Below are 21,020 nucleotides of genomic sequence, written 5' to 3' on the forward strand. Positions count from 1 at the left end.
TCATTATGTGTTCACTCGTGAGACTTGATATTTTTTACGTCCGGAGACGCTGATATCAATCCTGCGAGTGCCCACACAGATTGTCTGATAAATTGTTAAAGAGCAGTGCGAGCAGCGGGTTAACCGTCTGTCGCGAGGTGGCGTATATTACGCTTTCCTCCTTCAGAGTCAACTTCTTTTTGAGAAGTTTTTCTCCGGCGGCGCAGTCTCCTGTGCCTCTCAACCCGGCGGCCGGTAAGCCGTTGTTCCGTGTCGATGGAGGCGCATTATAGGGATCCCGCTTCAGAGCACAACCCTTTTTTTGGATCTTTTTCCTGAGTGGTTATAAATGATCCAGATTGGTGAGATCGCCAGCGATCCGGGTCAGAATTGGCTTGTCAGTTGCCTGAAATAACATCAGGCTGCAATAAATTCAGTATCAAGGAGAACATGATGACTTCCGCCTTACGCCCCTATAAACATCTCTTCCCGCAAACCGGCCAGCGCGTGATGGTCGATCCGAGTAGCGTCGTCGTCGGCGATGTGATTATGGAAGATGACGTCAGCATCTGGCCGCTGGTTGCGATTCGCGGTGACGTGAACCAGGTTCGCATTGGCGCCCGCACCAACATTCAGGATGGCAGCGTGCTGCATGTCACCCATAAGTCGGCCTCCAACCCAGAAGGCTTTCCGCTGATTATTGGGCAGGATGTGACAGTCGGGCATAAAGCGATGCTGCATGGCTGTACCATTGGCGATCGCGTATTGGTTGGAATGGGGTCAATCCTGCTGGATGGCGTAATAGTAGAAGAAGAGGTGATGATCGGTGCCGGAAGTCTGGTGCCGCCGGGTAAACGGCTGGAGAGTGGCTACCTTTACCTCGGCAGCCCGGTCAGGCAGGTTCGTCCGCTCAATGAGCAGGAAAAAGAAGGTTTACGCTATTCAGCCAACAACTATGTCAGCTGGAAAAATGATTACTCTGGCGAAGACAACCAGATCCAGCCCTGAGTATCAATATCATCCTGACGAATCGCCGTTTCGGCTTCCTCTTCCAGATCCCAGCGGTGATGCTGAAACAGCGTCATCGCGTCTTCCTCACCAAAGCGGGATCGTAATGTCGCGGCGCTGATGGCACAGGTCAACCGCATACCGTTAACCAGCACCGGAAAACAGATCGCCTGCCGCGCCGCGTCATAAATCTCATCATCGGGAAACTGGATGGCCTGATTCACGACTGCATCGCCTGCTTCAACTGAGCAATAACCGGCGTGATGTCTGGCATTACGCCGTGCCATAAATGAAAAGCATGCGCCGCCTGGCCCACCAGCATGCCTAATCCATCTGCCAGATGTTGCGCACCCTGCTCCTGACACCACTGCAGGAAAGGGGTCAGACCGCGTTGGTAGAACATGTCATAACAGCGCAGTTCAGGATGAATAAGTGTTACTGGCAGAGGCGGCGTTTTTCCCTCTACGCCGCTTGAGGTCGCATTGATGACCAGATCAAAAGTTTTGTCTGCCAGTTGCTCAAAGCCACACGCATTAATTGCGCCATTCTGCCGGAACAGCTCTGCCAGTTCCTCAGCACGGGCAAAGGTACGGTTGACGATAGTCATTGAGACCCCGGCTGACAGCAGCGGCAGGATCACGCCGCGAGCTGCCCCGCCCGCTCCCACCAGCAACACATTATCGCCGGTTTTGATCATTGCCAGCCGCTGAAGATCGCTCAGTAAGCCAATACCATCGGTGTTATCGCCATAAATCTGTCCGTCGCTGAGTTTCTTCAGGGTATTCACCGCACCCGAACGGGCAGCCCGATCGCTGAGCCGATCGGCAAACTCCCACGCCTGCTGTTTGAAAGGCAGAGTGACATTCGCCCCGCGGCCTTCCTGTTCAAAAAACGCCGTCAGAGCCTGCGGAAAACCATCAACCGGCGCGCAGATCCGGCCATAACGGTGCTCTATCCCGGTCTGTTCTGCAAAAGCCTGATGGATTAACGGTGATTTGCTGTGGTTGATTGGATTACCGAAAACGGCGAATTGGTCCATGATTTAGCCCTGACGTATGAGTTCGCCGCTGATGACATCGCGGATTTCAGAAGGGTTTTGCCGCCCACCGGTTTTGCCCGACAGGACCGGAAAATCATCCCCAAACTGCTGCTTAACCTCTTCGGCCGTGCGGCACGGAGGCTGACCCGACAGGTTGGCACTGGTAGAAACCAGCGGTTTACCAAACGCGCGGCAAAGCGCCTGGACATCGGGATGATCGCTGACGCGAATCGCCAGCGAATCAAACTGCCCGGTTAACCAGCGTGGGGTCTGCGGTGGAACGGGAACCACAAAGGTCACCGGGCCCGGCCAGCAGGCAAACATCCGTTCACGCTGAATCACCGAGAGTTCGCGATCGGAGATATAGGGTTCGAGCTGCGAATAATCAGCAGCAATCAGGATGAGCCCCTTCTCCACTGGGCGCTGTTTCAGCGCCAGCAACGCCATAACGGCAGACTCACTGTCTGGATCACAGCCCAGCCCAAACACAGCTTCAGTGGGATAGGCGATCACCGCCTGGCGATTCAGATGACTCACGCAGCGCTCAATGGAGCCGGCGAGATGTTGATTATCCATAATGTCTCAGTTCTCTTCAGCGATGGCTTTGCCACAACTCTTACTGGCACAAAAGCGTTTCACGCCCTGCGCCGTCTTCTTTTCTACTAATAGCGGAAACTGACAATGGGGACAGGTCCCGGCTACGGGTGTCAGATTAACTGCAAACTGGCAGGCCGGATAACGATCGCAGGAATGAAAGGTTTTGCCATAGCGTGAACGCCGCTGGACTAATTTACCTTGCTGACATTGCGGACATGTCAGTGTCGTTTCATCCGGTTTATCGATGGTTTCCGTATAGCCACATTCCGGGTAGTGGCTGCAGCCGATAAACATGCCAAAGCGTCCCTGACGCAAAACTTTGTCTGCGCCGCAGTCCGGACAGGCGTGTCCTTCCAGCACTTTAACGACATGTCCGTCAGCCTGGCTTTTTAAAGGCCGGATATAGTCGCACGCTGGATAATTTGCGCAGCCCAAAAAAGGGCCATGTTTGCCGGAGCGTATAACCAGTTCTGCCCCGCAAGCGGGGCAGGGATCCTGTTTACGCACGGTGAAGAGTGCAGCTTTACTCATAACGATGAATGCATGAAAGGAATTTTAATGCAGCATACCTTCATTGACGTCGAATAGCAGTTCTTCCATCTGCTGATAAGCATTTTCACATCCGGGGATGTTAAACAGCACCATCAGCACCACCCATTTGAGATCCTCTAAGTCAAACTCAGGGGTATCAAGCGCCATGACTCGTTCGATGACCATCTCGCGCGTTTCCAGACTCAGCACCTGAATTTGTTCCAGGAAAAGCAGGAAACCACGGCTTTCAGCATCTAAACGGTTGCTCTCTTCATCGGTATAGATGCGCATAGAGAGCGGATCATTTGCCAGTAAAATTGGCGCAACCAGCCCTTCCTGATAGTCGGCCAACCTTTCTAACCAGTTCAACGCGCTGTAAATATCTTCACGATGAAACCCGGCATCCGTCAAGTCATCTGTCAATCTGTCCTGATCAACACCCATTTCTGCTTCGTTGTGGATATATGTCTCAAACAAGTACATGAGTACGTCGAACATGGCATGCCCTCCTTAATCGGACATAGCCGCCGGGTACAGCTGCGATCCATCCTGCTAACTCCAGTTCCAGCAACTGAGCTGAGATAACTGGCACAGGTTGGCCGGCACGTTCAGCGACAACGTCAACAGGTGTAACATCATCACCTACGTTAGCCAACACATCAGCAAATGGCAATGGAGCATCGTCACTGTCATCAGAATAAATTTGGTCTGTTTGTGTATCGGGCAACCAGCTCAGGACACTCGCCAGATCCTCCAGGATATTATTCGGATGCGCCACCAGCAGCGCCCCCTGCTGAATCAGCCAGTTAACGCCCTCGCCTGATGGATTGCCCAGCGCACCAGGCAGCGCATAAACATTCCGGTTCTGCTCCAGCGCATAACGAGCAGTAACCAGTGAACCACTCTTCAGCGAGGCTTCAACCACCAGCACGCCGAGGCTTAAACCGCTGATGATACGATTCCGGCGTGGAAAATTGTGTGGATGGGGAAGAGTGGCCAGCGGAAATTCAGAAATGATCGCCCCGCCCTGTTCTGTAATCTCGCCGGCCAGCCGCAGATGGCTCTTCGGATAGAGATGCTGAAGGCCGCTGCCTGACACCGCCACCGTTTTGCCACCCACATTGAGTGCGGCCTGATGTGCCACACCGTCAATCCCGCGCGCTAAACCGCTGGTAATAGTCAGCCCGCTAAGTGCCAGCTGCTGGGTAAACCAGTCGCACCAGTAGCGGCCAGCGTGCGAACTATTACGGCTGCCTACCACACCAAGCTGAGGCGTATTCAGTACGCCGGGATCGCCCTGGATGTACAGCACGGGCGGAAAGCGCGCAGTTTCTTTCAGCCGGACAGGATAGCCCGCATCCAGAGCGGTAAGCAGATGATGGTCAGGGCTGCTTGTCAGCCAGCGCCGTACCTCATCCACCTGCTTTTCGGGCAGTGCCTGATACTGCAGGCATTGTGCAGCATCCAGTCTGGTGTGCCGCAGATCGCCATCCGCGACCTCCAGTTGGGTGGCGACCTCAATCCAGCCTCTGCCGGTCATTCCGCTGACCGCAGCCAGCCGTACATAGCGCGCTATTTTGTCCATCTCTGACTCCCTGATCCCGCTTGCTTCCTGCCGCAGAATGCTGTCAATCAGGCCTCAAAAAGTCTACAATATGAGGTAGTAATCTTTTCTTAACCGAATACAGATCTGGATATTTATGTCAGTTTTGCAGGTATTACATTTCCCTGACGAGCGCCTTCGCAAAATCGCTGCGCCCGTTAAAGAAGTTAACGCAGACATTCAGCGTATCGTTGATGATATGTTCGAGACCATGTATGCCGAAGAAGGCATCGGTCTTGCTGCGACACAGGTGGACATCCACCAGCGCATCATCGTCATTGATGTTTCTGAAAGTCGTGAAGAGCGTCTGGTATTGATCAACCCTGAACTGCTGGAAAAAAGCGGCGAAACCGGTATCGAAGAGGGCTGTCTCTCTATCCCTGAACAGCGTGCCTTTGTGCCGCGCGCGGAACGGGTCAAGGTTCGCGCGCTGGATCGTGACGGCAACAGCTTTGAACTGGAAGCCAGTGAGCTTCTGGCCATCTGCATTCAGCATGAGATCGATCATCTGGATGGCAAACTGTTTATTGATTATCTGTCGCCTTTAAAGCGTCAGCGAATCAAAACAAAGTTAGAGAAGCTGGCGCGCCAGAACGCGCAGGCTTCCTGAGTTTCTGAGAAGGGATAAACGTGTCTGCCCCGCTAAAAATTATCTTTGCCGGCACACCTGACTTTGCAGCGCGTCATCTTGACGCGCTGCTTGCTTCTGAGCATCAGGTAGTCGGCGTATTCACCCAGCCTGACCGTCCCGCAGGTCGCGGCAATAAGTTAACGCCCGGCCCGGTTAAAACGCTGGCACTGGCTCACAATATTCCGGTTTATCAGCCTAAGTCGTTGCGACCCGAAGAGAACCAGCAGCTGGTCGCCGATTTACAGGCCGATGTGATGGTTGTGGTGGCATATGGGTTGATTTTACCGAAACCGGTACTTGATATGCCGCGTCTTGGCTGTATCAACGTGCATGGTTCTCTGCTGCCGCGCTGGCGTGGTGCCGCGCCTATCCAGCGTGCGCTTTGGGCTGGCGACAGTGAGACAGGTATCACCATCATGCAAATGGATGTGGGATTAGATACCGGAGACATGCTGTATAAACTGACCTGTCCGATTACGGCACAGGACACCAGCGCGACACTGTACGACAAGCTGGCGCAACTGGGACCGCAGGGCTTACTTGACACGCTGAGCTTAGTTGCCAGCCAGCAGGCTGTACCCGAAAAACAGGACGAATCACTCGCTAATTACGCGGAGAAACTGAGTAAAGAAGAGGCGCGTCTGGACTGGATGCTCCCGGCTGAACAGCTCGAACGCTGTATTCGCGCCTTTAACCCCTGGCCGATGAGTTTCTTCATGGTTGATGACCAGCCGGTTAAAGTCTGGCAGGCCAGCGTGTTGCCACACAGCGATCATCAGCCCGGTCAAATCATCCGTGCTGACAAACATGGCATCCAGGTGGCGACCGCTCAGGGTGTGCTTAATCTGTTGCAGTTGCAGCCCGCCGGTAAAAAACCGATGTCGGCTCAGGATCTTCTCAACTCGCGCCGGGAATGGTTTGAAGCTGGAACCCTTCTCGACTGACTCTCTGGCCCGGTCATGCACCGGGCTTTTTGTTTGATGACAAAATCCTATGAATAAATCAACCAACCTGCGTAGCCTCTCCGCTCAGCTCATTGAGCGCGTTGTCGATAAAGGCGAATCGCTTAATACGGCATTACCAGCGGCGCAGAAAAAACTTTCTGACAAAGACAGCGCTTTAGTGCAGGAGATCTGCTTTGGTGTGTTGCGTACGTTGCCGCAGCTTGAGGCCTTAATTGGCAAGCTGATGGAGCGTCCTCTGACCGGCAAACAGCGTGTTCTGCATTACCTGATCATGGTCGGCCTCTATCAGCTGGAATATACCCGCGTTCCCGCTCATGCGGCGCTGGCTGAAACCGTGGCTGGCGCGGAAGTACTGAAACGCACCAGCCTGAAAGGGTTGCTTAACGGTGTTTTACGCCAGTATCAACGCCAGAGAGAAGAGCTGCTTGCCAGCATTCAGGATGGCCCGCAGCGCTATCTGCATCCGGGCTGGCTGTTAAAGCGGTTACAGCACGCCTGGCCGGAACAATGGCAGCAGATCGTTGAAGCGAACAATCTGCGCCCGCCAATGTGGTTGCGCGTTAACCGTCAGCATCACGACCGTGATGGCTGGCTGGCGATGCTGACTGAAAGCGGCAAGCTCGCCCATCCCGCAGCAGACGTGCCGGATGCCCTGCGTCTTGAATCGCCGGCATCGGTCAGCCAGCTACCGGGCTTCGATCAGGGCTGGGTAACCGTTCAGGATCTCTCCGCCCAGCGTTGCGCCTTGTTGCTGGAGCCGCAGAATGGTGAGCAGATTCTCGACCTGTGTGCCGCGCCGGGCGGCAAAACAACACATATTCTTGAGGTGGCGCCCGAAGCTCAGGTGCTGGCGGTAGATGTGGATGCACAGCGTCTCAAGCGCGTTGAAGAAAACCTTCAGCGTCTGGGGATGAAGGCTGAGGTGAAACAGGGTGATGGACGCACGCCACAGCAGTGGTGCGGCGAACGTCAGTTTGACCGTATTCTGCTGGATGCGCCCTGCTCAGCAACGGGCGTCATTCGCCGTCATCCGGATATTAAATGGCTGCGTCGCGATCGTGACATCGCTGAACTGGCGAAGCTGCAACGCGAAATTCTGGATGCGGTCTGGCCCCACCTCAAACCTGGTGGCACCCTGATTTACGCCACCTGCTCGATTCTGCCTGAAGAGAATCAGCAGCAAATTGAGGCCTTTTTACAGCGTCAGCCGGATGCCGAAGCGAAGCCGCTGCAGGATGCGCCAGCTAATGGCTGGCAGGTCTTTCCTGAGGCCGAGGGCGGAGATGGTTTCTTCTACGCTAAGCTGATAAAAAAACCGGATGCTAATTGATATGAGCGTTGATAAGCGATGAAAATAATCATTCTGGGTGCAGGACAGGTCGGCGGCACGCTGGCAGAAAACCTGGTCGGTGAGAATAACGATATCACGGTGGTCGATACTGACTCTTCGCGCTTACGTCATTTGCAGGATAAATTCGATCTGCGTGTGGTGCAGGGTCACGGTTCCCATCCACGGATATTGCGAGAAGCAGGCGCAGAAGATGCCGATATGCTGGTTGCCGTTACCAACTCCGATGAAACCAATATGATCGCCTGTCAGATCGCTTATTCGCTCTTCAACACGCCTAACCGGATCGCCCGGATCCGCGCTGCGGATTACTTGCGTGACGCCGATAAACTTTTTATCCCTGAAGCGGTACCGATCGATCATTTGATCTCACCCGAGCAGCTGGTGATCGACAATATCTATCGTCTGATCCAGTATCCGGGCGCGTTACAGGTGGTGAACTTTGCAGAAGGCAAAGTCAGCCTGGCGGTAGTCAAAGCCTACTATGGCGGACCGCTGGTGGGTAATCCGCTCTCCATCATGCGCGAGCATATGCCGCACATTGACACCCGCGTCGCCGCCATTTTTCGTCAGGACCGCCCTATTCGCCCGCAAGGTTCAACCATTGTGGAAGCGGGTGATGAAGTGTTTTTCATCGCTGCCAGCCAGAATATTCGTGCGGTGATGAGTGAAATGCAGCGTCTGGAGAAACCCTATAAACGCATTATGCTGGTCGGCGGCGGCAATATCGGTTTCGGCCTGGCGCAGCGGCTGGAAAAAAATTACAGCGTGAAGCTGATTGAACGTAATCCGCAACGCGCGGCGGAACTGGCGGAGCATCTTCAGGACACGATCGTTTTCTATGGTGATGCGTCGGATCAGGAGTTGCTGGCAGAAGAGCATGTTGAGCAGGTCGATCTGTTTATCGCCGTCACCAATGATGATGAAGCTAACATCATGTCAGCCATGCTGGCGAAAAAGATGGGGGCGAAGAAAGTGATGGTGCTGATCCAGCGCCGCGCTTATGTCGACCTGGTCCAGGGCAGCGTCATCGACATCGCAATCTCCCCACAGCAGGCCACCATTTCTGCTTTGCTGGGTCATGTGCGTAAAGCCGATATCGTTGGCGTCTCATCCCTGCGGCGCGGCATCGCTGAAGCCATCGAAGCCATCGCCCACGGCGACGAAACTACCTCCCGCGTTGTCGGACGTTCCATCGATGATATCAAACTGCCGCCTGGCACCATTATCGGTGCGGTGGTGCGCGGTGATGATGTGATGATAGCCAATGACAACCTGCGTATTGAGCAAGGCGATCATGTCATCATGTTCCTGACTGACAAAAAGTTTGTGTCAGATGTGGAACGCCTGTTCCAGCCGAGCCCTTTCTTCCTGTAACAGCAATGGGATAAACCCAGCGGGAAACTGCCGCTTAATTCCCTGAGCTTATGGCAAAAACAGCAGGGTTTGTTAGACTTTAGGGCATTGGCCAGGGCAAGGAGATAAGTATGAGTTTATTCAAAGAGTTTCGTGATTTTGCAATGCGCGGCAACGTGGTGGATTTGGCGGTGGGTGTAATTATCGGTGCCGCGTTTGGTAAGATCGTGTCGTCGCTCGTCGCCAACATCATTATGCCGCCGCTCGGGCTGCTGATTGGTGGCGTTGATTTCAAATCGTTCAGCTGGGTACTTAAACCTGCGGTGGGCGATACGCCTGCTGTTGTCATGCAGTACGGTGTTTTCCTGCAGACAATCTTCGACTTCGTCATCATTGCTTTTGCCATTTTCATGGCGATTAAACTGATGAACCGTCTCTATACGAAAAAAGAAGTCGAAAAGCCAGCGGCTAAGCCATCGAATGAAGAAGTCTTACTGACTGAAATTCGTGACTTACTGAAGCAGCAGAATACCCGGGTTTAAATAATAAGCCGCCTGCCAGGCGGTTTTTTTCCCGCTGAAAGCAGAAGGCCAGTGATAAGATGCTGTCTTATCACTGGCCTCCCAGTTCTGTCCCTTAGCGTGTTTCTCTTTCCGTTTAAAACTTCCTTTCCCTTTTTGCTTCTGTTCTATGCGCTGCCGGAACAGTGGATCGTGTAACAGTGCTTCAATCGCGTTATCGCGTATCTGCCCTTTGGTGTGCTGATATTTACTCATGATTCCTCCTGTTGGAATAGCGAGATACTTTATTCCTTTGCACAAAAAAAACAATATCCCTAACTGCTGATCCCTTCTCCTCGTTCAAGCGCTTCAAGAATTGAGCACGAAACGCTACTGTGACTATCACCACAGCAGGCATCTGACAGATGCTGAAGCGAGCGCTGCATTGATTCTAATTCAGCAATCATCTCCGCAACTTCCCCAAGCCGTTTTTCAACGATCGACTTCGACTCCTGACACGTATGGTGTGCCGGGTCAACGCGAATGGAAAGTAGCTCTCTGATAGCTTCAAGGCTGAAGCCGAGTTTACGACCGTAACGGATAAATTTAAGCCGTTGCAGATCATTTTCACTGTATAAACGAAAACCGCCTTCCGTACGCCCGTTATGGTCCATCATCTGCTGCTTCTCGTAGAAACGGATAGTATCGGGCGTTACATCGGCAAGTTTTGCCAACTGACCAATTCTGTACATCTATTTCTCCTGAGAAAAACGTTGCTGGATGGCGTCGGCATAGTCACCGTGCAGAAAATCGGTGCGCATACCGGCCTGCTGTAGCCTCAGCTCCAGAACTTTAAGGCGGCGGCAATGATCCTGATAGCGCGGATCGGCAGGATCAAGCTGGCGAATCAGATCGTTAACTTCGATCGCTTCACGACGTAGTTCCAGTTCGGGCGGCAGAAAACCGGCATTCTTTAGCAGCCGATAACCGGCACGAAGCTCTGGCGGGACATGACTGTCGTCATCAAGCTGAAGCGGCTTGCCTTCACCGGGCAACTGGCTCAGCTCTCCCTTATCCAGCGCGGCTTTGATGTGTTGTTCTGCAAGCTGATCAATCAACCACATGGTCAACTCCTCTGCTCTCCAGATAGCGCAACCTGATGATAAGACCTAAAGATAGTAAATTCCGGGCAATAAAAAACCCGCCGAAGCGGGTTTTTTACATTGCTACAGATTACTCTGCGGCTGCTTCTGCTTGAGCTTCTGGACGATCAACCAGCTCGATGTATGCCATCGGAGCGTTGTCACCAGCGCGGAAGCCACACTTCAGAATGCGAGTGTAACCACCGGCACGGCTCGCGAAACGCGGGCCCAGCTCATTAAACAGTTTTGCCACGATCTCGTTATCACGAGTGCGGGCGAATGCCAGACGACGATTAGCTACGTTGTCGGTCTTGGCAAGAGTAATCAGCGGCTCAACTACGCGGCGCAACTCTTTGGCTTTCGGCAGAGTCGTCTTGATGATCTCATGACGAACCAGAGAGCCAGCCATGTTACGGAACATAGCCTGACGATGGCTGCTGTTGCGGTTCAGTTGACGACCACTCTTACGATGGCGCATGACCTTATCCTTCTCAGTGAAACCTTAACCTGTGATCGGGTTATTCATCAGCAATGCTTGCCGGCGGCCAGTTCTCGAGGCGCATGCCCAGAGAAAGACCACGTGAGGCCAGCACATCTTTAATCTCAGTAAGAGATTTTTTACCCAAGTTAGGCGTTTTAAGCAGCTCAACCTCGGTACGCTGTACCAGATCACCGATGTAGTGGATAGCTTCTGCCTTAAGGCAGTTAGCAGAGCGGACAGTCAATTCCAGATCGTCAACAGGGCGCAGCAGGATCGGATCGAATTCTGGTTTCTCTTCTTTCACTTCCGGCTGACGTACATCACGTAAGTCAACGAAAGCTTCCAGTTGTTCTGCCAGGATGGTAGCCGCACGACGAATCGCCTCTTCAGGATCGATTGTGCCGTTGGTTTCCATTTCGATGACCAGCTTGTCCAGGTCGGTACGCTGTTCGACGCGCGCTGCTTCAACATTGTAGGCAATACGATCTACAGGGCTGTAGCAAGCATCAACTAACAGACGGCCGATTGGGCGCTCATCTTCTTCCGAATGAATTCGGGCAGAAGCCGGCACATAACCACGACCACGCTGAACTTTGATACGCATGCTGATAGCAGCGTTCTCATCGGTCAGATGGCAGATCACGTGCTGAGGCTTGACGATTTCGACATCACCATCATGGGTAATGTCGGCTGCAGTCACAGGGCCAATGCCAGATTTATTCAGGGTCAGAATGACTTCATCTTTACCCTGAACTCTTACCGCCAGCCCTTTCAGGTTGAGCAGGATTTCCAGGATATCTTCCTGTACGCCCTCTTTGGTGCTGTACTCATGTAGTACACCATCAATTTCAACCTCGGTCACCGCGCAACCCGGCATGGAAGAAAGCAGAATACGGCGCAGTGCGTTACCAAGAGTATGGCCAAAGCCACGCTCTAAAGGCTCAAGGGTCACCTTGGCGTGCGTCGAACTCACTTGCTCGATATCTACCAGGCGCGGTTTTAGAAACTCTGTCACAGAACCCTGCATTGTGTCCTCTCTTTGGTACTAAGCTTTACTTAGAGTAAAGCTCGACGATCAGGTGTTCGTTAATGTCCGCAGACAGATCAGTACGCTCAGGAATACGCTTGAACACACCTTCCATCTTAGTCGCATCAACTTCCAGCCAGGTTGGCTTTTCACGCTGCTCAGCCAGCTCCAGAGCGGCCTTCACGCGAGATTGCTTTTTGGCTTTCTCACGGATGCTAACGACATCATTCGGAGATACCTGATAAGAAGCGATGTTAACAACGCGGCCATTTACCAGAACAGACTTATGGCTCACCAGCTGACGTGCTTCCGCACGAGTGGCACCAAAGCCCATACGATAAACTACGTTGTCCAGACGGCCTTCCAGCAGAGCCAGCAGGTTTTCACCTGTGTTGCCTTTCAGACGTGCTGCTTCTTTATAGTAGTTACGGAACTGACGCTCCAGCACGCCGTAGATACGACGAACTTTCTGCTTCTCACGTAACTGACCGCCGTAATCAGACAGACGCGGTTTACGCGCACCATGCTGACCAGGCGCTTGTTCGATCTTACACTTGGAATCAATCGCGCGAACGCCAGACTTAAGGAATAAGTCAGTGCCCTCACGACGGCTCAGCTTGAGCTTAGGACCCAAATATCTTGCCATTTTCTTTCTCCAACTATCCTAAAAAAACGGGCGTTATACGCGACGTTTTTTCGGCGGACGACAACCGTTATGAGGGATCGGAGTCACATCAGTAATATTAGTGATGCGGAAACCAGCGGCGTTCAAGGCACGAATCGTAGATTCGCGACCCGGACCCGGACCCTTAACCATAACTTCCAGGTTCTTAATACCGTAATCTTTTACCGCTTCTGCACAGCGCTCTGCAGCGACCTGAGCAGCAAACGGAGTGGATTTACGTGAACCGCGGAAACCGGAACCACCGGCGGTTGCCCAACCCAGTGCGTTACCCTGACGATCAGTAATGGTAACGATGGTGTTGTTAAAAGAAGCATGGACATGAGCCACGCCATCTGAGACTTGTTTTCTTACACGCTTACGTGCACGAACTGGTGCCTTTGCCATTATTTACTCACCCCGATTATTTCTTGATCGGTTTACGCGGACCCTTACGGGTACGTGCGTTGGTCTTGGTACGCTGACCGCGAACCGGGAGACCACGACGATGGCGCAAACCACGGTAGCAACCAAGGTCCATAAGACGCTTGATGCTCAGGGTGATTTCACGGCGCAGATCACCTTCTACAACGAATTTCGCAACTGCATCACGCAGCTGATCAATTTGTTCTTCAGACAGCTCACTGATCTTAACATTTTCAGCAATACCCGTTGAAGCGCAGATGGCTTTAGAACGAGTTTTACCGATACCGAAGATCGAAGTTAATGCGATAACGGTATGTTTTTGATCAGGAATGTTAATGCCTGCTATACGGGCCACTATGCACTCCTATAATTAAATAAGCACGTCCCATGCTGAAAAGCCCGTTTTCAGGATACTCAAATGGAAACGCACTGACATACAAAAGATTGGCTGGCTAATCTAGCCAGCTCAACCCGACTTTGCAAGAAAAATATGTGACAAAATCAGCCTTGGCGCTGTTTATGCTTTGGCTCGGCGCTGCAGATCACACGGACGACACCGTCGCGACGAATGATTTTGCAGTTACGACATAATTTCTTGACGGAAGCACGAACTTTCATTTTTACTCTCCGTAACTTCTCAACCACCTGAATTAACGGCCGTAGCCCTTCAGGTTAGCTTTCTTCAATGCCGACTCGTACTGACTTGACATCATCAGAGTTTGCACTTGAGCCATAAAGTCCATGATGACGACAACTACGATAAGCAGTGACGTACCGCCAAAGTAGAAGGGAACCTTCATCGCATCACGCATGAACTCCGGGATAAGGCAGATAAAAGTAATATACAGCGCACCGATTAAGGTTAAACGCGTCATAACTTTATCGATGTACTTCGCCGTTTGCTCTCCCGGACGAATTCCCGGTACGAATGCACCAGACTTCTTCAGGTTATCTGCTGTTTCACGTGGGTTGAAAACCAACGCCGTATAGAAGAAACAGAAGAAGATGATTGCAGTCGCATAGAGTAGCACATAAAGCGGCTGTCCTGGCTGCAAATACAGCGAAATTGTTGTCAGCCAGTTCCAACCGGTACCGCCCCCGAACCACGATGCAATCGTTGCCGGGAACAGAATAATGCTGGAAGCAAAAATAGCCGGGATTACGCCCGCCATGTTCACTTTCAACGGTAAATGTGTGCTCTGTGCAGCGTATACACGACGACCTTGCTGACGTTTTGCATAGTTCACCACAATGCGGCGTTGACCACGCTCAACGAAAATAACAAAGAAGGTCACGGCGAATACGAGTACTGCAACCAACAGCAACAGAAGGAAGTGCAGGTCACCTTGCCGCGCTTGCTCGATGGTATGGCCAATGGCCGGCGGGAGACCCGCAACAATACCTGCGAAGATAATGATCGAAATACCGTTACCGATACCGCGCTCAGTAATCTGTTCGCCCAGCCACATCAGGAACATTGTCCCTGAGACCAGACTCACAACAGCGGTAAAATAGAAGGCAAAGCCTGGATTCATCACCAGGCCCTGCATCCCTGGCATATTCGGTAAACCGGTAGCAATACCGATTGACTGAAATATGGCCAATACCAACGTACCGTATCGGGTGTACTGGCTAATCTTACGACGGCCAGCCTCCCCTTCTTTCTTAATTTCCGCTAACGCTGGATGAACCACCGTTAATAGCTGAATAATAATTGATGCCGAAATATACGGCATGATACCCAGTGCGAAAATAGAAGCACGGCTGAGAGCACCACCAGAGAACATGTTGAACATTTCAATGATGGTGCCACGCTGTTGCTCAAGCAGTTTGGCAAGTACAGTGGCATCAATACCAGGGATTGGAATGAAAGAGCCAATTCGGAAGACAATCAGTGCGCCGATTACAAACAGCAGTCTGCGTTTCAGCTCACCAAAGCCACCTTTGGCACTTTGAAAATCTAATCCCGGTTGTTTAGCCATCTGCTACTTATTCCTCGATTTTACCGCCAGCAGCTTCGATTGCAGCACGTGCACCTTTGGTGACACGCAGACCGCGAACCGTTACCGGTGCAGAAACTTCACCAGAAAGAATTACTTTAACGAATTCAATCTGAACACCGACAATGTTGGCTGCTTTCAGCGCGTTCAGGTCGACGATACCGCCTTCAACTTTCGCCAGATCAGACAGACGAATCTCTGTGGTGATCATTGCTTTGCGAGAGGTGAAACCGAACTTCGGCAGACGACGGTACAGAGGCATCTGACCACCTTCGAAACCGCGACGTACGCCACCGCCAGAACGTGAGTTCTGACCTTTGTGACCACGACCACCGGTTTTTCCGAGGCCAGAACCGATACCACGACCCAGACGCTTGGTAGCGTGCTTAGACCCTTCGGCCGGAGACAGAGTATTTAAACGCATCTCTTACTCCTCCACTTTAACCATATAGGAAACCGCGTTAACCATACCGCGTACTGCAGGCGTATCTTCACGCTCAACGGTGTGGCCAATACGACGCAGACCCAGGCCAACCAGAGTGGCTTTATGCTTAGGCAAACGGCCAATAGCACTGCGGGTTTGAGTGATTTTAATAGTCTTAGCCATCGTGATTACCCCAGAATTTCTTCAACGGATTTACCACGCTTAGCAGCGACCATTTCCGGAGATTTCATATTGCCCAGGCCGTCGATAGTTGCACGAACCACGTTAATCGGGTTGGTGGAACCATAGGCTTTTGCCAGAACGTTATGAACTCCAGCGACTTCCAGGACGGCGCGCATTGCACCACCGGCAATAATACCGGTACCTTCAGAAGCCGGCTGCATGAACACGCGGGAACCCGTGTGTGCACCTTTAACTGGGTGCTGCAGGGTGCCGTTGGTCAGCGCGACGTTAACCATGTTGCGACGGGCTTTCTCCATCGCTTTCTGGATCGCTGCTGGAACTTCACGCGCTTTACCGTAACCAAAACCAACGCGACCGTTACCATCGCCTACCACAGTCAGTGCTGTGAAGGAGAAAATACGACCACCTTTAACAGTTTTAGATACACGGTTTACCGCGATCAGTTTTTCCTGCAGTTCGCCAGCTTGTTTCTCGATGTGTGCCATCTTAGACCTCTACCTTAGAACTGAAGGCCAGCTTCACGGGCAGCATCTGCCAGTGCCTGGACGCGACCATGATATTGGAAACCGGAACGGTCGAAAGAAACACCAGTGATGCCTTTTTCGATTGCGCGTTCTGCAATAACTTTACCTACTGCAGCTGCGGCTTCTTTATTACCGGTATACTTCAGTTGTTCAGTGATAGCTTTTTCTACTGTAGAAGCAGCGACCAGAACTTCGGAACCGTTCGGGGCGATTACCTGTGCGTAAATATGACGCGGGGTACGATGTACCACCAGGCGAGTAGCACCCAGCTCTTTGAGCTTGCGACGTGCACGGGTCGCACGACGGATACGAGCAGATTTCTTATCCATAGTGTTACCTTACTTCTTCTTAGCCTCTTTGGTACGCACGACTTCGTCGGCGTAACGGACACCCTTGCCTTTATAAGGCTCAGGACGACGGTAGGCGCGCAAGTCAGCTGCAACCTGACCAATCAGCTGTTTATCAGCGCCTTTCAGCACGATTTCAGTCTGAGTCGGACATTCTGCAGTGATACCTGCGGGCAGCTGGTGATCGACTGGATGAGAAAAGCCCAGAGACAGGTTAACCACGTCGCCTTTAACGGCTGCACGATAACCTACACCAACCAGCTGCAGCTTCTTAGTGAAGCCTTCGGTAACACCGATAACCATTGCGTTCAGCAGCGCGCGAGACGTACCCGCCTGCGCCCAGCCGTCAACGAAACCTTCGCGCGGGGCGAAAGTCAGAGCGTTGTCAGCATGCTTAACTTCAACAGCATCATTGATAGTACGAGTCAGCTCGCCGTTTTTACCTTTAATCGAAATTACCTGACCGTTGAGTTTTACCTCTACGCCGGCAGGAACAACGACAGGTGCTTTAGCAACACGAGACATAGTATCCTCCGATTACGCTACGTAGCAGATAATTTCGCCACCAAGACCTGCCTGGCGCGCTGCACGATCAGTCATGACACCTTTAGATGTAGAAACTACAGCGATGCCCATACCAGCCATTACCTTTGGCAGCTCATCTTTTTTCTTATAGATGCGCAGACCAGGACGGCTTACTCGCTGAATGCTTTCCACAACCGCTTTGCCCTGGAAATACTTAAGAGTCAGTTCCAGTTCCAGCTTGGTGTCGCCTTCGATTTTAAAATCTTCAATATATCCTTCTTCCTTCAGAACGTTGGCAATTGCCAATTTCAGCTTGGAGGAAGGCATGGTGACCGCAACTTTGTTCGCGGCCTGACCGTTACGGATACGGGTCAGCATATCCGCGATCGGATCTTGCATGCTCATCTGTGTTACTCCCGTGATTCAATTGGTGACAATTACCAGCTAGCCTTTTTCAGGCCCGGGATTTCACCGCGCATGGCGGCTTCGCGGACCTTGATACGGCTCAACCCAAACTTCCGCAGGAAACCGTGCGGACGACCTGTTTGACGGCAGCGGTTACGCTGACGTGAAGGGCTGGAATCACGCGGCAGACTCTGCAGCTTCAGAACGGCACCCCAACGATCTTCGTCGGAAGCGTTCACATCAGAAATGATCGCTTTCAGTTCAGCGCGTTTAGCGAAGAATTTGTCTGCTAATTTTGCACGCTTAACTTCGCGTGCTTTCATAGATTGCTTAGCCATTAAGTAACCCTACCTTACTTACGGAACGGGAAGTCAAAGGCAGCCAGCAGAGCACGGCCTTCATCATCAGATTTCGCAGTAGTGGTAATGGTAATATCCAAACCACGAACGCGATCGACTTTGTCGTAGTCGATTTCTGGGAAGATGATCTGCTCACGTACACCCATGCTGTAGTTGCCACGACCATCGAATGACTTAGCGGACAAGCCACGGAAGTCACGGATACGTGGAACAGCAATGGTGATCAGACGCTCAAAGAACTCCCACATGCGTTCGCCACGCAGAGTTACTTTACAGCCGATCGGATAGCCCTGACGGATTTTGAAGCCTGCAACTGATTTGCGTGCTTTGGTGACCAGCGGTTTTTGACCGGAGATTGCTGCCAGGTCAGCTGCTGCGTTATCCAGCAGTTTCTTGTCAGCGATCGCTTCACCAACACCCATGTTCAGGGTGATCTTCTCGACCCGAGGGACTTGCATGACAGAATTGTAGCCAAACTCTGTCATGAGTTTCTGGACTACTTCGTCTTTGTAGTAATCATGCAGTTTCGCCATCGTACTACTCCAAATTACTTGATAGTTTCGCTGTTAGACTTGAAGAAACGGACTTTTTTGCCGTCTTCGAATCTAAAGCCTACACGGTCAGCCTTACCAGTTGCCGCATTGAACAGTGCAACGTTAGAAACCTGAATTGCAGCTTCTTTTTCAACGATGCCACCTGGTTGGTTCAGAGCCGGAACCGGCTTCTGATGTTTCTTCACCAGGTTGATACCTTCAACGATGACCTTACCAGAAGACAGGACATTCTTAACTTTACCGCGCTTACCTTTATCTTTACCGGTTAACACGATAACTTCGTCGTTACGACGGATTTTAGCTGCCATTGTTCGCTCCTTAGAGTACTTCTGGTGCCAGAGAGATAATTTTCATGAACTTTTCAGTACGAAGTTCACGAGTTACCGGCCCAAAAATACGCGTACCGATAGGCTGCTCACTGTTATTGTTTAAAATAACGCATGCATTACCATCGAAGCGAATGACAGAACCGTCCGGGCGACGAACACCCTTCCTGGTGCGCACCACTACCGCCTTCAGGACATCACCTTTTTTGACTTTACCACGAGGAATTGCTTCCTTGATGGTAACTTTGATGATGTCACCGACGCCTGCGTAGCGACGGTGCGAGCCACCCAGAACCTTGATACACATTACGCGACGTGCACCGGAGTTGTCGGCGACGTTCAGCATAGTCTGTTCTTGGATCATTTTAGTGCTCCGCTAATGTCAACTACTACTTCGGGACCTAAACCTCAGGTCGTTAGAAAGCCCCATAATTGAGGGCGCGGCATTGTAACACCGGTTCTCACAGATGGGTAGAAAAAATAAACGGCTCTCAATCGAGCCGCTGATTTTCCCTGATGACAGGGAGGGCGTATTCTAGGGAATAGTGCGAACAGTAGCAAATGTAATCTGCCTTATTTTTCGTCGCTTCCTGAATAAAGTGCCCGAATGGACTAACTGACCAACTTTCTGGCCAGTTGGTTATGCTGACGCAACACCGCTGGCAGCTCAATTCCCGTCAGTTGGCCGTTACGCACCCTGACATTGCCGTTGATGATGCTGTAAGCGACCTGACCGGGATTACAGAAGACCAGCGAGGCAACCGGATCGTGCCCTGCCCCGGCCAGCCCAATCTGATTCAGGTCAAAAACCGCCAAATCGGCCATCATGCCCGGCGCAATCGTTCCGACATCATCGCGGTTCAGTACCTTCGCCCCGCCAAGCGTCGCCAGTTCCAGTGCCTGTCGTGCCGTCATCGCGTCCGGACCAAAGCCGACACGCTGTAGCAGCAGCGCCTGACGCACCTCTGCAATCATGTCTGAGCTGTCATTGGAGGCGGAACCATCGACGCCCATACCAACGTGCACACCGGCATCGCACATGTGACGTACAGGCGCGATACCCGAGCCCAGTCGCATATTCGAGCAGGGACAGTGCGCGATACCGGTACCGGTGCGGGCAAAGAGCTCAATACCGTGCTGATCCAGCTTCACACAGTGCGCATGCCAGACGTCCGGACCTACCCAGCCGAGGTCCTCTACATACTGTGCTGGCGTCATATTGAACTTCTCGCGGCTGTAACGGATATCACTGTCGTTTTCAGCCAGGTGGGTATGCATTGAAACGCCATAGTGACGCGCCATCGTTGCAGACTGCTTCATCAGCTCTCGGCTGACGGAGAACGGCGAGCAGGGCGCCACTACCACCCGTAACATCGACCCGTGGCTAGCGTCGTGATAGCGCTCTATGACACGCTGAGTATCTTTTAAGATTGCAGCCTCATTCTCCACCAGACTGTCCGGCGGCAGGCCGCCCAGTGACTTACCGACGCTCATACTGCCGCGGCTGGCATGAAAACGCATCCCCATCTCTTGCGCCGCTTCAATACTGTCATCAAGCCGGCAGCCGTTAGGATAAACATAGAGATGGTCGCTGGTTGTAGTGCAGCCCGATAGCATCAGTTCCGCCATCGAGATTTTTGTCGAAATTCGAATCATCTCCGGCGTCAGGTTCTGCCATAGCGGATAGAGATGAGTCAGCCAGTTAAACAGCTCACCATTCTGGACGGCGGGGATTGCACGGGTCAGGCTCTGATACATGTGGTGATGCGTATTAATCAGCCCTGGAATGACGATATGGCCTTTGAGGTCGATCACCTCATCAGCATGGTCTGGAAGCGTTGCTGCTGCCCCGACGGCAACGATCTGATTCCCTTTTATCAGGATACTGGCGTGACCTATTTCACGACGGTCGGCATCCATGCAAACCACACAGTCGGCGTTCTTTAGTAATAGCGTTCGTTCCATCTGATTGCCTGCAGGTTGCTGTTGTGTAGCTCCTGATAATAGCGGCAAGTTTTTCGCTGAGCTAATCGCAGGTAACGCAGCCAGCAGAGGCAA

33 protein-coding genes are annotated in these 21,020 nt (G+C 52.2%); 6 read left to right on the top strand and 27 right to left on the bottom strand.

The features are described 5' to 3' along the window. The first annotated feature begins 432 nt into the window (after nucleotides 1-432). Nucleotides 433-987, top strand: coding sequence for a gamma carbonic anhydrase family protein (locus WFK59_RS17860; protein ID WP_233988117.1), 555 nt, complete (start codon nucleotides 433-435; stop codon nucleotides 985-987). Here WFK59_RS17860 and WFK59_RS17865 read toward each other — a convergent pair. The 6 genes from WFK59_RS17865 to dprA are packed head-to-tail and all read right to left on the bottom strand — an operon-like array spanning nucleotide 954 to nucleotide 4,739. Further along, on the bottom strand, nucleotides 954-1,211 hold the full coding sequence (locus WFK59_RS17865) for a DUF1488 domain-containing protein (protein ID WP_233986969.1): 258 nt from the start codon (nucleotides 1,209-1,211) through the stop codon (nucleotides 954-956). The two genes, WFK59_RS17860 and WFK59_RS17865, sit on opposite strands and share 34 nt — an antisense overlap. Then, the gene (aroE, locus tag WFK59_RS17870) at nucleotides 1,208-2,026 is read right to left on the bottom strand and encodes a shikimate dehydrogenase (RefSeq protein WP_233986968.1); all 819 of its coding nucleotides are present in this window, start codon (nucleotides 2,024-2,026) and stop codon (nucleotides 1,208-1,210) included. The genes WFK59_RS17865 and aroE overlap by 4 nt, the downstream gene beginning before the upstream one ends. Nucleotides 2,027-2,029: 3 nt before the next feature. Then, nucleotides 2,030-2,602: an L-threonylcarbamoyladenylate synthase type 1 TsaC gene (tsaC, locus tag WFK59_RS17875; RefSeq protein WP_233986967.1), complete on the bottom strand. Its 573-nt coding sequence runs from the start codon at nucleotides 2,600-2,602 to the stop codon at nucleotides 2,030-2,032. 6 nt (nucleotides 2,603-2,608) lie between these two features. Further along, complete coding sequence (locus WFK59_RS17880; protein WP_094121637.1) at nucleotides 2,609-3,154, bottom strand: DNA topoisomerase family protein; 546 nt, start codon at nucleotides 3,152-3,154, stop codon at nucleotides 2,609-2,611. A gap of 24 nt (nucleotides 3,155-3,178) precedes the next feature. Beyond that, nucleotides 3,179-3,652: a DUF494 family protein Smg gene (gene smg, locus WFK59_RS17885; RefSeq protein WP_069729811.1), complete on the bottom strand. Its 474-nt coding sequence runs from the start codon at nucleotides 3,650-3,652 to the stop codon at nucleotides 3,179-3,181. Beyond that, nucleotides 3,624-4,739, bottom strand: a complete 1,116-nt coding sequence (gene dprA / locus WFK59_RS17890) for a DNA-protecting protein DprA (RefSeq protein WP_336756694.1) — start codon at nucleotides 4,737-4,739, stop codon at nucleotides 3,624-3,626. Before dprA ends, smg begins: the two co-directional genes overlap by 29 nt. Nucleotides 4,740-4,854: 115 nt before the next feature. Here dprA and def point away from each other — a divergent pair, with 115 nt between their 5' ends. The 5 genes from def to mscL all read left to right on the top strand — a co-directional run bounded on the left by def (nucleotide 4,855) and on the right by mscL (nucleotide 9,599). Beyond that, nucleotides 4,855-5,367, top strand: a complete 513-nt coding sequence (gene def, locus WFK59_RS17895; RefSeq protein ID WP_233986964.1) for a peptide deformylase — start codon at nucleotides 4,855-4,857, stop codon at nucleotides 5,365-5,367. 20 nt (nucleotides 5,368-5,387) lie between these two features. Further along, a complete protein-coding gene (fmt, locus tag WFK59_RS17900; protein ID WP_336756696.1) occupies nucleotides 5,388-6,332 on the top strand; it encodes a methionyl-tRNA formyltransferase in 945 nt (314 codons plus the stop codon). A gap of 49 nt (nucleotides 6,333-6,381) precedes the next feature. Further along, on the top strand, nucleotides 6,382-7,683 hold the full coding sequence (gene rsmB, locus WFK59_RS17905) for a 16S rRNA (cytosine(967)-C(5))-methyltransferase RsmB (RefSeq protein ID WP_336756697.1): 1,302 nt from the start codon (nucleotides 6,382-6,384) through the stop codon (nucleotides 7,681-7,683). Nucleotides 7,684-7,701: 18 nt separating this feature from the next. After that, a complete protein-coding gene (gene trkA, locus WFK59_RS17910; RefSeq protein ID WP_233986961.1) occupies nucleotides 7,702-9,078 on the top strand; it encodes a Trk system potassium transporter TrkA in 1,377 nt (458 codons plus the stop codon). Nucleotides 9,079-9,188: 110 nt separating this feature from the next. After that, nucleotides 9,189-9,599, top strand: a complete 411-nt coding sequence (mscL, locus tag WFK59_RS17915) for a large-conductance mechanosensitive channel protein MscL (protein ID WP_031376667.1) — start codon at nucleotides 9,189-9,191, stop codon at nucleotides 9,597-9,599. Here the strand turns inward: mscL and WFK59_RS17920 are convergent. From WFK59_RS17920 to WFK59_RS18020, 21 genes are all read right to left on the bottom strand, one after another. Further along, complete coding sequence (locus tag WFK59_RS17920; RefSeq protein WP_293000516.1) at nucleotides 9,570-9,878, bottom strand: alternative ribosome-rescue factor A; 309 nt, start codon at nucleotides 9,876-9,878, stop codon at nucleotides 9,570-9,572. The two genes, mscL and WFK59_RS17920, sit on opposite strands and share 30 nt — an antisense overlap. A gap of 14 nt (nucleotides 9,879-9,892) precedes the next feature. Continuing rightward, nucleotides 9,893-10,309 carry a Zn(2+)-responsive transcriptional regulator gene (zntR, locus tag WFK59_RS17925; RefSeq protein ID WP_233986959.1) on the bottom strand — a complete coding sequence of 139 codons (417 nt, stop codon included), beginning with the start codon at nucleotides 10,307-10,309 and terminating at the stop codon, nucleotides 9,893-9,895. Next, nucleotides 10,310-10,681 (bottom strand): DUF1992 domain-containing protein, encoded by a 372-nt coding sequence (locus WFK59_RS17930; protein ID WP_233986958.1) that lies wholly within the window; start codon nucleotides 10,679-10,681, stop codon nucleotides 10,310-10,312. It abuts the gene before it with no gap. A gap of 109 nt (nucleotides 10,682-10,790) precedes the next feature. Further along, a complete protein-coding gene (gene rplQ / locus WFK59_RS17935; RefSeq protein ID WP_009087575.1) occupies nucleotides 10,791-11,177 on the bottom strand; it encodes a 50S ribosomal protein L17 in 387 nt (128 codons plus the stop codon). Between the two features lie 40 nt (nucleotides 11,178-11,217). Further along, the gene (locus WFK59_RS17940; protein ID WP_003850179.1) at nucleotides 11,218-12,207 is read right to left on the bottom strand and encodes a DNA-directed RNA polymerase subunit alpha; all 990 of its coding nucleotides are present in this window, start codon (nucleotides 12,205-12,207) and stop codon (nucleotides 11,218-11,220) included. 25 nt (nucleotides 12,208-12,232) lie between these two features. After that, complete coding sequence (gene rpsD / locus WFK59_RS17945) at nucleotides 12,233-12,853, bottom strand: 30S ribosomal protein S4 (RefSeq protein ID WP_008927131.1); 621 nt, start codon at nucleotides 12,851-12,853, stop codon at nucleotides 12,233-12,235. Nucleotides 12,854-12,886: 33 nt separating this feature from the next. Then, a complete protein-coding gene (gene rpsK / locus WFK59_RS17950) occupies nucleotides 12,887-13,276 on the bottom strand; it encodes a 30S ribosomal protein S11 (protein ID WP_004160563.1) in 390 nt (129 codons plus the stop codon). A gap of 16 nt (nucleotides 13,277-13,292) precedes the next feature. Further along, nucleotides 13,293-13,649: a 30S ribosomal protein S13 gene (gene rpsM / locus WFK59_RS17955; protein WP_003850176.1), complete on the bottom strand. Its 357-nt coding sequence runs from the start codon at nucleotides 13,647-13,649 to the stop codon at nucleotides 13,293-13,295. 146 nt (nucleotides 13,650-13,795) lie between these two features. Beyond that, nucleotides 13,796-13,912 carry a 50S ribosomal protein L36 gene (rpmJ, locus tag WFK59_RS17960; protein WP_004160566.1) on the bottom strand — a complete coding sequence of 39 codons (117 nt, stop codon included), beginning with the start codon at nucleotides 13,910-13,912 and terminating at the stop codon, nucleotides 13,796-13,798. Nucleotides 13,913-13,944: 32 nt separating this feature from the next. Continuing rightward, nucleotides 13,945-15,276, bottom strand: a complete 1,332-nt coding sequence (secY, locus tag WFK59_RS17965; protein WP_003850175.1) for a preprotein translocase subunit SecY — start codon at nucleotides 15,274-15,276, stop codon at nucleotides 13,945-13,947. 7 nt (nucleotides 15,277-15,283) lie between these two features. Continuing rightward, a complete protein-coding gene (rplO, locus tag WFK59_RS17970) occupies nucleotides 15,284-15,718 on the bottom strand; it encodes a 50S ribosomal protein L15 (RefSeq protein WP_009087579.1) in 435 nt (144 codons plus the stop codon). 3 nt (nucleotides 15,719-15,721) lie between these two features. Beyond that, nucleotides 15,722-15,901, bottom strand: coding sequence for a 50S ribosomal protein L30 (rpmD, locus tag WFK59_RS17975; protein ID WP_031376672.1), 180 nt, complete (start codon nucleotides 15,899-15,901; stop codon nucleotides 15,722-15,724). A 5-nt stretch (nucleotides 15,902-15,906) separates the two neighbouring features. Further along, nucleotides 15,907-16,407 (bottom strand): 30S ribosomal protein S5, encoded by a 501-nt coding sequence (rpsE, locus tag WFK59_RS17980; protein WP_003850164.1) that lies wholly within the window; start codon nucleotides 16,405-16,407, stop codon nucleotides 15,907-15,909. Between the two features lie 14 nt (nucleotides 16,408-16,421). Beyond that, the gene (gene rplR / locus WFK59_RS17985) at nucleotides 16,422-16,775 is read right to left on the bottom strand and encodes a 50S ribosomal protein L18 (protein WP_031376674.1); all 354 of its coding nucleotides are present in this window, start codon (nucleotides 16,773-16,775) and stop codon (nucleotides 16,422-16,424) included. A gap of 9 nt (nucleotides 16,776-16,784) precedes the next feature. Next, complete coding sequence (gene rplF / locus WFK59_RS17990) at nucleotides 16,785-17,318, bottom strand: 50S ribosomal protein L6 (protein WP_003850161.1); 534 nt, start codon at nucleotides 17,316-17,318, stop codon at nucleotides 16,785-16,787. A 12-nt stretch (nucleotides 17,319-17,330) separates the two neighbouring features. Next, nucleotides 17,331-17,723 carry a 30S ribosomal protein S8 gene (rpsH, locus tag WFK59_RS17995; protein WP_031376675.1) on the bottom strand — a complete coding sequence of 131 codons (393 nt, stop codon included), beginning with the start codon at nucleotides 17,721-17,723 and terminating at the stop codon, nucleotides 17,331-17,333. A 32-nt stretch (nucleotides 17,724-17,755) separates the two neighbouring features. Next, nucleotides 17,756-18,061, bottom strand: a complete 306-nt coding sequence (rpsN, locus tag WFK59_RS18000) for a 30S ribosomal protein S14 (RefSeq protein ID WP_094121646.1) — start codon at nucleotides 18,059-18,061, stop codon at nucleotides 17,756-17,758. Between the two features lie 14 nt (nucleotides 18,062-18,075). Then, the gene (rplE, locus tag WFK59_RS18005) at nucleotides 18,076-18,615 is read right to left on the bottom strand and encodes a 50S ribosomal protein L5 (RefSeq protein ID WP_031376676.1); all 540 of its coding nucleotides are present in this window, start codon (nucleotides 18,613-18,615) and stop codon (nucleotides 18,076-18,078) included. 14 nt (nucleotides 18,616-18,629) lie between these two features. Continuing rightward, nucleotides 18,630-18,944, bottom strand: a complete 315-nt coding sequence (rplX, locus tag WFK59_RS18010) for a 50S ribosomal protein L24 (protein ID WP_003850150.1) — start codon at nucleotides 18,942-18,944, stop codon at nucleotides 18,630-18,632. Between the two features lie 10 nt (nucleotides 18,945-18,954). Next, nucleotides 18,955-19,326 carry a 50S ribosomal protein L14 gene (gene rplN / locus WFK59_RS18015; RefSeq protein WP_006120590.1) on the bottom strand — a complete coding sequence of 124 codons (372 nt, stop codon included), beginning with the start codon at nucleotides 19,324-19,326 and terminating at the stop codon, nucleotides 18,955-18,957. Nucleotides 19,327-19,574: 248 nt separating this feature from the next. Beyond that, nucleotides 19,575-20,927, bottom strand: a complete 1,353-nt coding sequence (locus tag WFK59_RS18020) for an 8-oxoguanine deaminase (protein WP_233986957.1) — start codon at nucleotides 20,925-20,927, stop codon at nucleotides 19,575-19,577. Between the last annotated feature and the right edge of the window lie 93 nt (nucleotides 20,928-21,020).

The sequence above is a fragment of the Pantoea sp. USHLN298 genome (assembly GCF_037149395.1).
In the GTDB taxonomy this organism is placed as follows: domain Bacteria; phylum Pseudomonadota; class Gammaproteobacteria; order Enterobacterales; family Enterobacteriaceae; genus Pantoea; species Pantoea astica.

Bases quoted from the DNA above. Each gene is read 5' to 3' on its own strand.
- WFK59_RS17860 (WP_233988117.1), top strand. From the start codon at position 433: ATGACTTCCGCCTTACGCCCCTATAAACATCTCTTCCCGCAAACCGGC.
- aroE (WP_233986968.1), bottom strand. From the start codon at position 2,026: ATGGACCAATTCGCCGTTTTCGGTAATCCAATCAACCACAGCAAATCA.
- tsaC (WP_233986967.1), bottom strand. From the start codon at position 2,602: ATGGATAATCAACATCTCGCCGGCTCCATTGAGCGCTGCGTGAGTCAT.
- WFK59_RS17880 (WP_094121637.1), bottom strand. From the start codon at position 3,154: ATGAGTAAAGCTGCACTCTTCACCGTGCGTAAACAGGATCCCTGCCCC.
- smg (WP_069729811.1), bottom strand. From the start codon at position 3,652: ATGTTCGACGTACTCATGTACTTGTTTGAGACATATATCCACAACGAA.
- dprA (WP_336756694.1), bottom strand. From the start codon at position 4,739: ATGGACAAAATAGCGCGCTATGTACGGCTGGCTGCGGTCAGCGGAATG.
- def (WP_233986964.1), top strand. From the start codon at position 4,855: ATGTCAGTTTTGCAGGTATTACATTTCCCTGACGAGCGCCTTCGCAAA.
- rsmB (WP_336756697.1), top strand. From the start codon at position 6,382: ATGAATAAATCAACCAACCTGCGTAGCCTCTCCGCTCAGCTCATTGAG.
- trkA (WP_233986961.1), top strand. From the start codon at position 7,702: ATGAAAATAATCATTCTGGGTGCAGGACAGGTCGGCGGCACGCTGGCA.
- mscL (WP_031376667.1), top strand. From the start codon at position 9,189: ATGAGTTTATTCAAAGAGTTTCGTGATTTTGCAATGCGCGGCAACGTG.
- zntR (WP_233986959.1), bottom strand. From the start codon at position 10,309: ATGTACAGAATTGGTCAGTTGGCAAAACTTGCCGATGTAACGCCCGAT.
- WFK59_RS17930 (WP_233986958.1), bottom strand. From the start codon at position 10,681: ATGTGGTTGATTGATCAGCTTGCAGAACAACACATCAAAGCCGCGCTG.
- rplQ (WP_009087575.1), bottom strand. From the start codon at position 11,177: ATGCGCCATCGTAAGAGTGGTCGTCAACTGAACCGCAACAGCAGCCAT.
- WFK59_RS17940 (WP_003850179.1), bottom strand. From the start codon at position 12,207: ATGCAGGGTTCTGTGACAGAGTTTCTAAAACCGCGCCTGGTAGATATC.
- rpsD (WP_008927131.1), bottom strand. From the start codon at position 12,853: ATGGCAAGATATTTGGGTCCTAAGCTCAAGCTGAGCCGTCGTGAGGGC.
- rpsK (WP_004160563.1), bottom strand. From the start codon at position 13,276: ATGGCAAAGGCACCAGTTCGTGCACGTAAGCGTGTAAGAAAACAAGTC.
- rpmJ (WP_004160566.1), bottom strand. From the start codon at position 13,912: ATGAAAGTTCGTGCTTCCGTCAAGAAATTATGTCGTAACTGCAAAATC.
- secY (WP_003850175.1), bottom strand. From the start codon at position 15,276: ATGGCTAAACAACCGGGATTAGATTTTCAAAGTGCCAAAGGTGGCTTT.
- rplO (WP_009087579.1), bottom strand. From the start codon at position 15,718: ATGCGTTTAAATACTCTGTCTCCGGCCGAAGGGTCTAAGCACGCTACC.
- rpmD (WP_031376672.1), bottom strand. From the start codon at position 15,901: ATGGCTAAGACTATTAAAATCACTCAAACCCGCAGTGCTATTGGCCGT.
- rpsE (WP_003850164.1), bottom strand. From the start codon at position 16,407: ATGGCACACATCGAGAAACAAGCTGGCGAACTGCAGGAAAAACTGATC.
- rplR (WP_031376674.1), bottom strand. From the start codon at position 16,775: ATGGATAAGAAATCTGCTCGTATCCGTCGTGCGACCCGTGCACGTCGC.
- rplF (WP_003850161.1), bottom strand. From the start codon at position 17,318: ATGTCTCGTGTTGCTAAAGCACCTGTCGTTGTTCCTGCCGGCGTAGAG.
- rpsH (WP_031376675.1), bottom strand. From the start codon at position 17,723: ATGAGCATGCAAGATCCGATCGCGGATATGCTGACCCGTATCCGTAAC.
- rpsN (WP_094121646.1), bottom strand. From the start codon at position 18,061: ATGGCTAAGCAATCTATGAAAGCACGCGAAGTTAAGCGTGCAAAATTA.
- rplE (WP_031376676.1), bottom strand. From the start codon at position 18,615: ATGGCGAAACTGCATGATTACTACAAAGACGAAGTAGTCCAGAAACTC.
- rplX (WP_003850150.1), bottom strand. From the start codon at position 18,944: ATGGCAGCTAAAATCCGTCGTAACGACGAAGTTATCGTGTTAACCGGT.
- rplN (WP_006120590.1), bottom strand. From the start codon at position 19,326: ATGATCCAAGAACAGACTATGCTGAACGTCGCCGACAACTCCGGTGCA.
- WFK59_RS18020 (WP_233986957.1), bottom strand. From the start codon at position 20,927: ATGGAACGAACGCTATTACTAAAGAACGCCGACTGTGTGGTTTGCATG.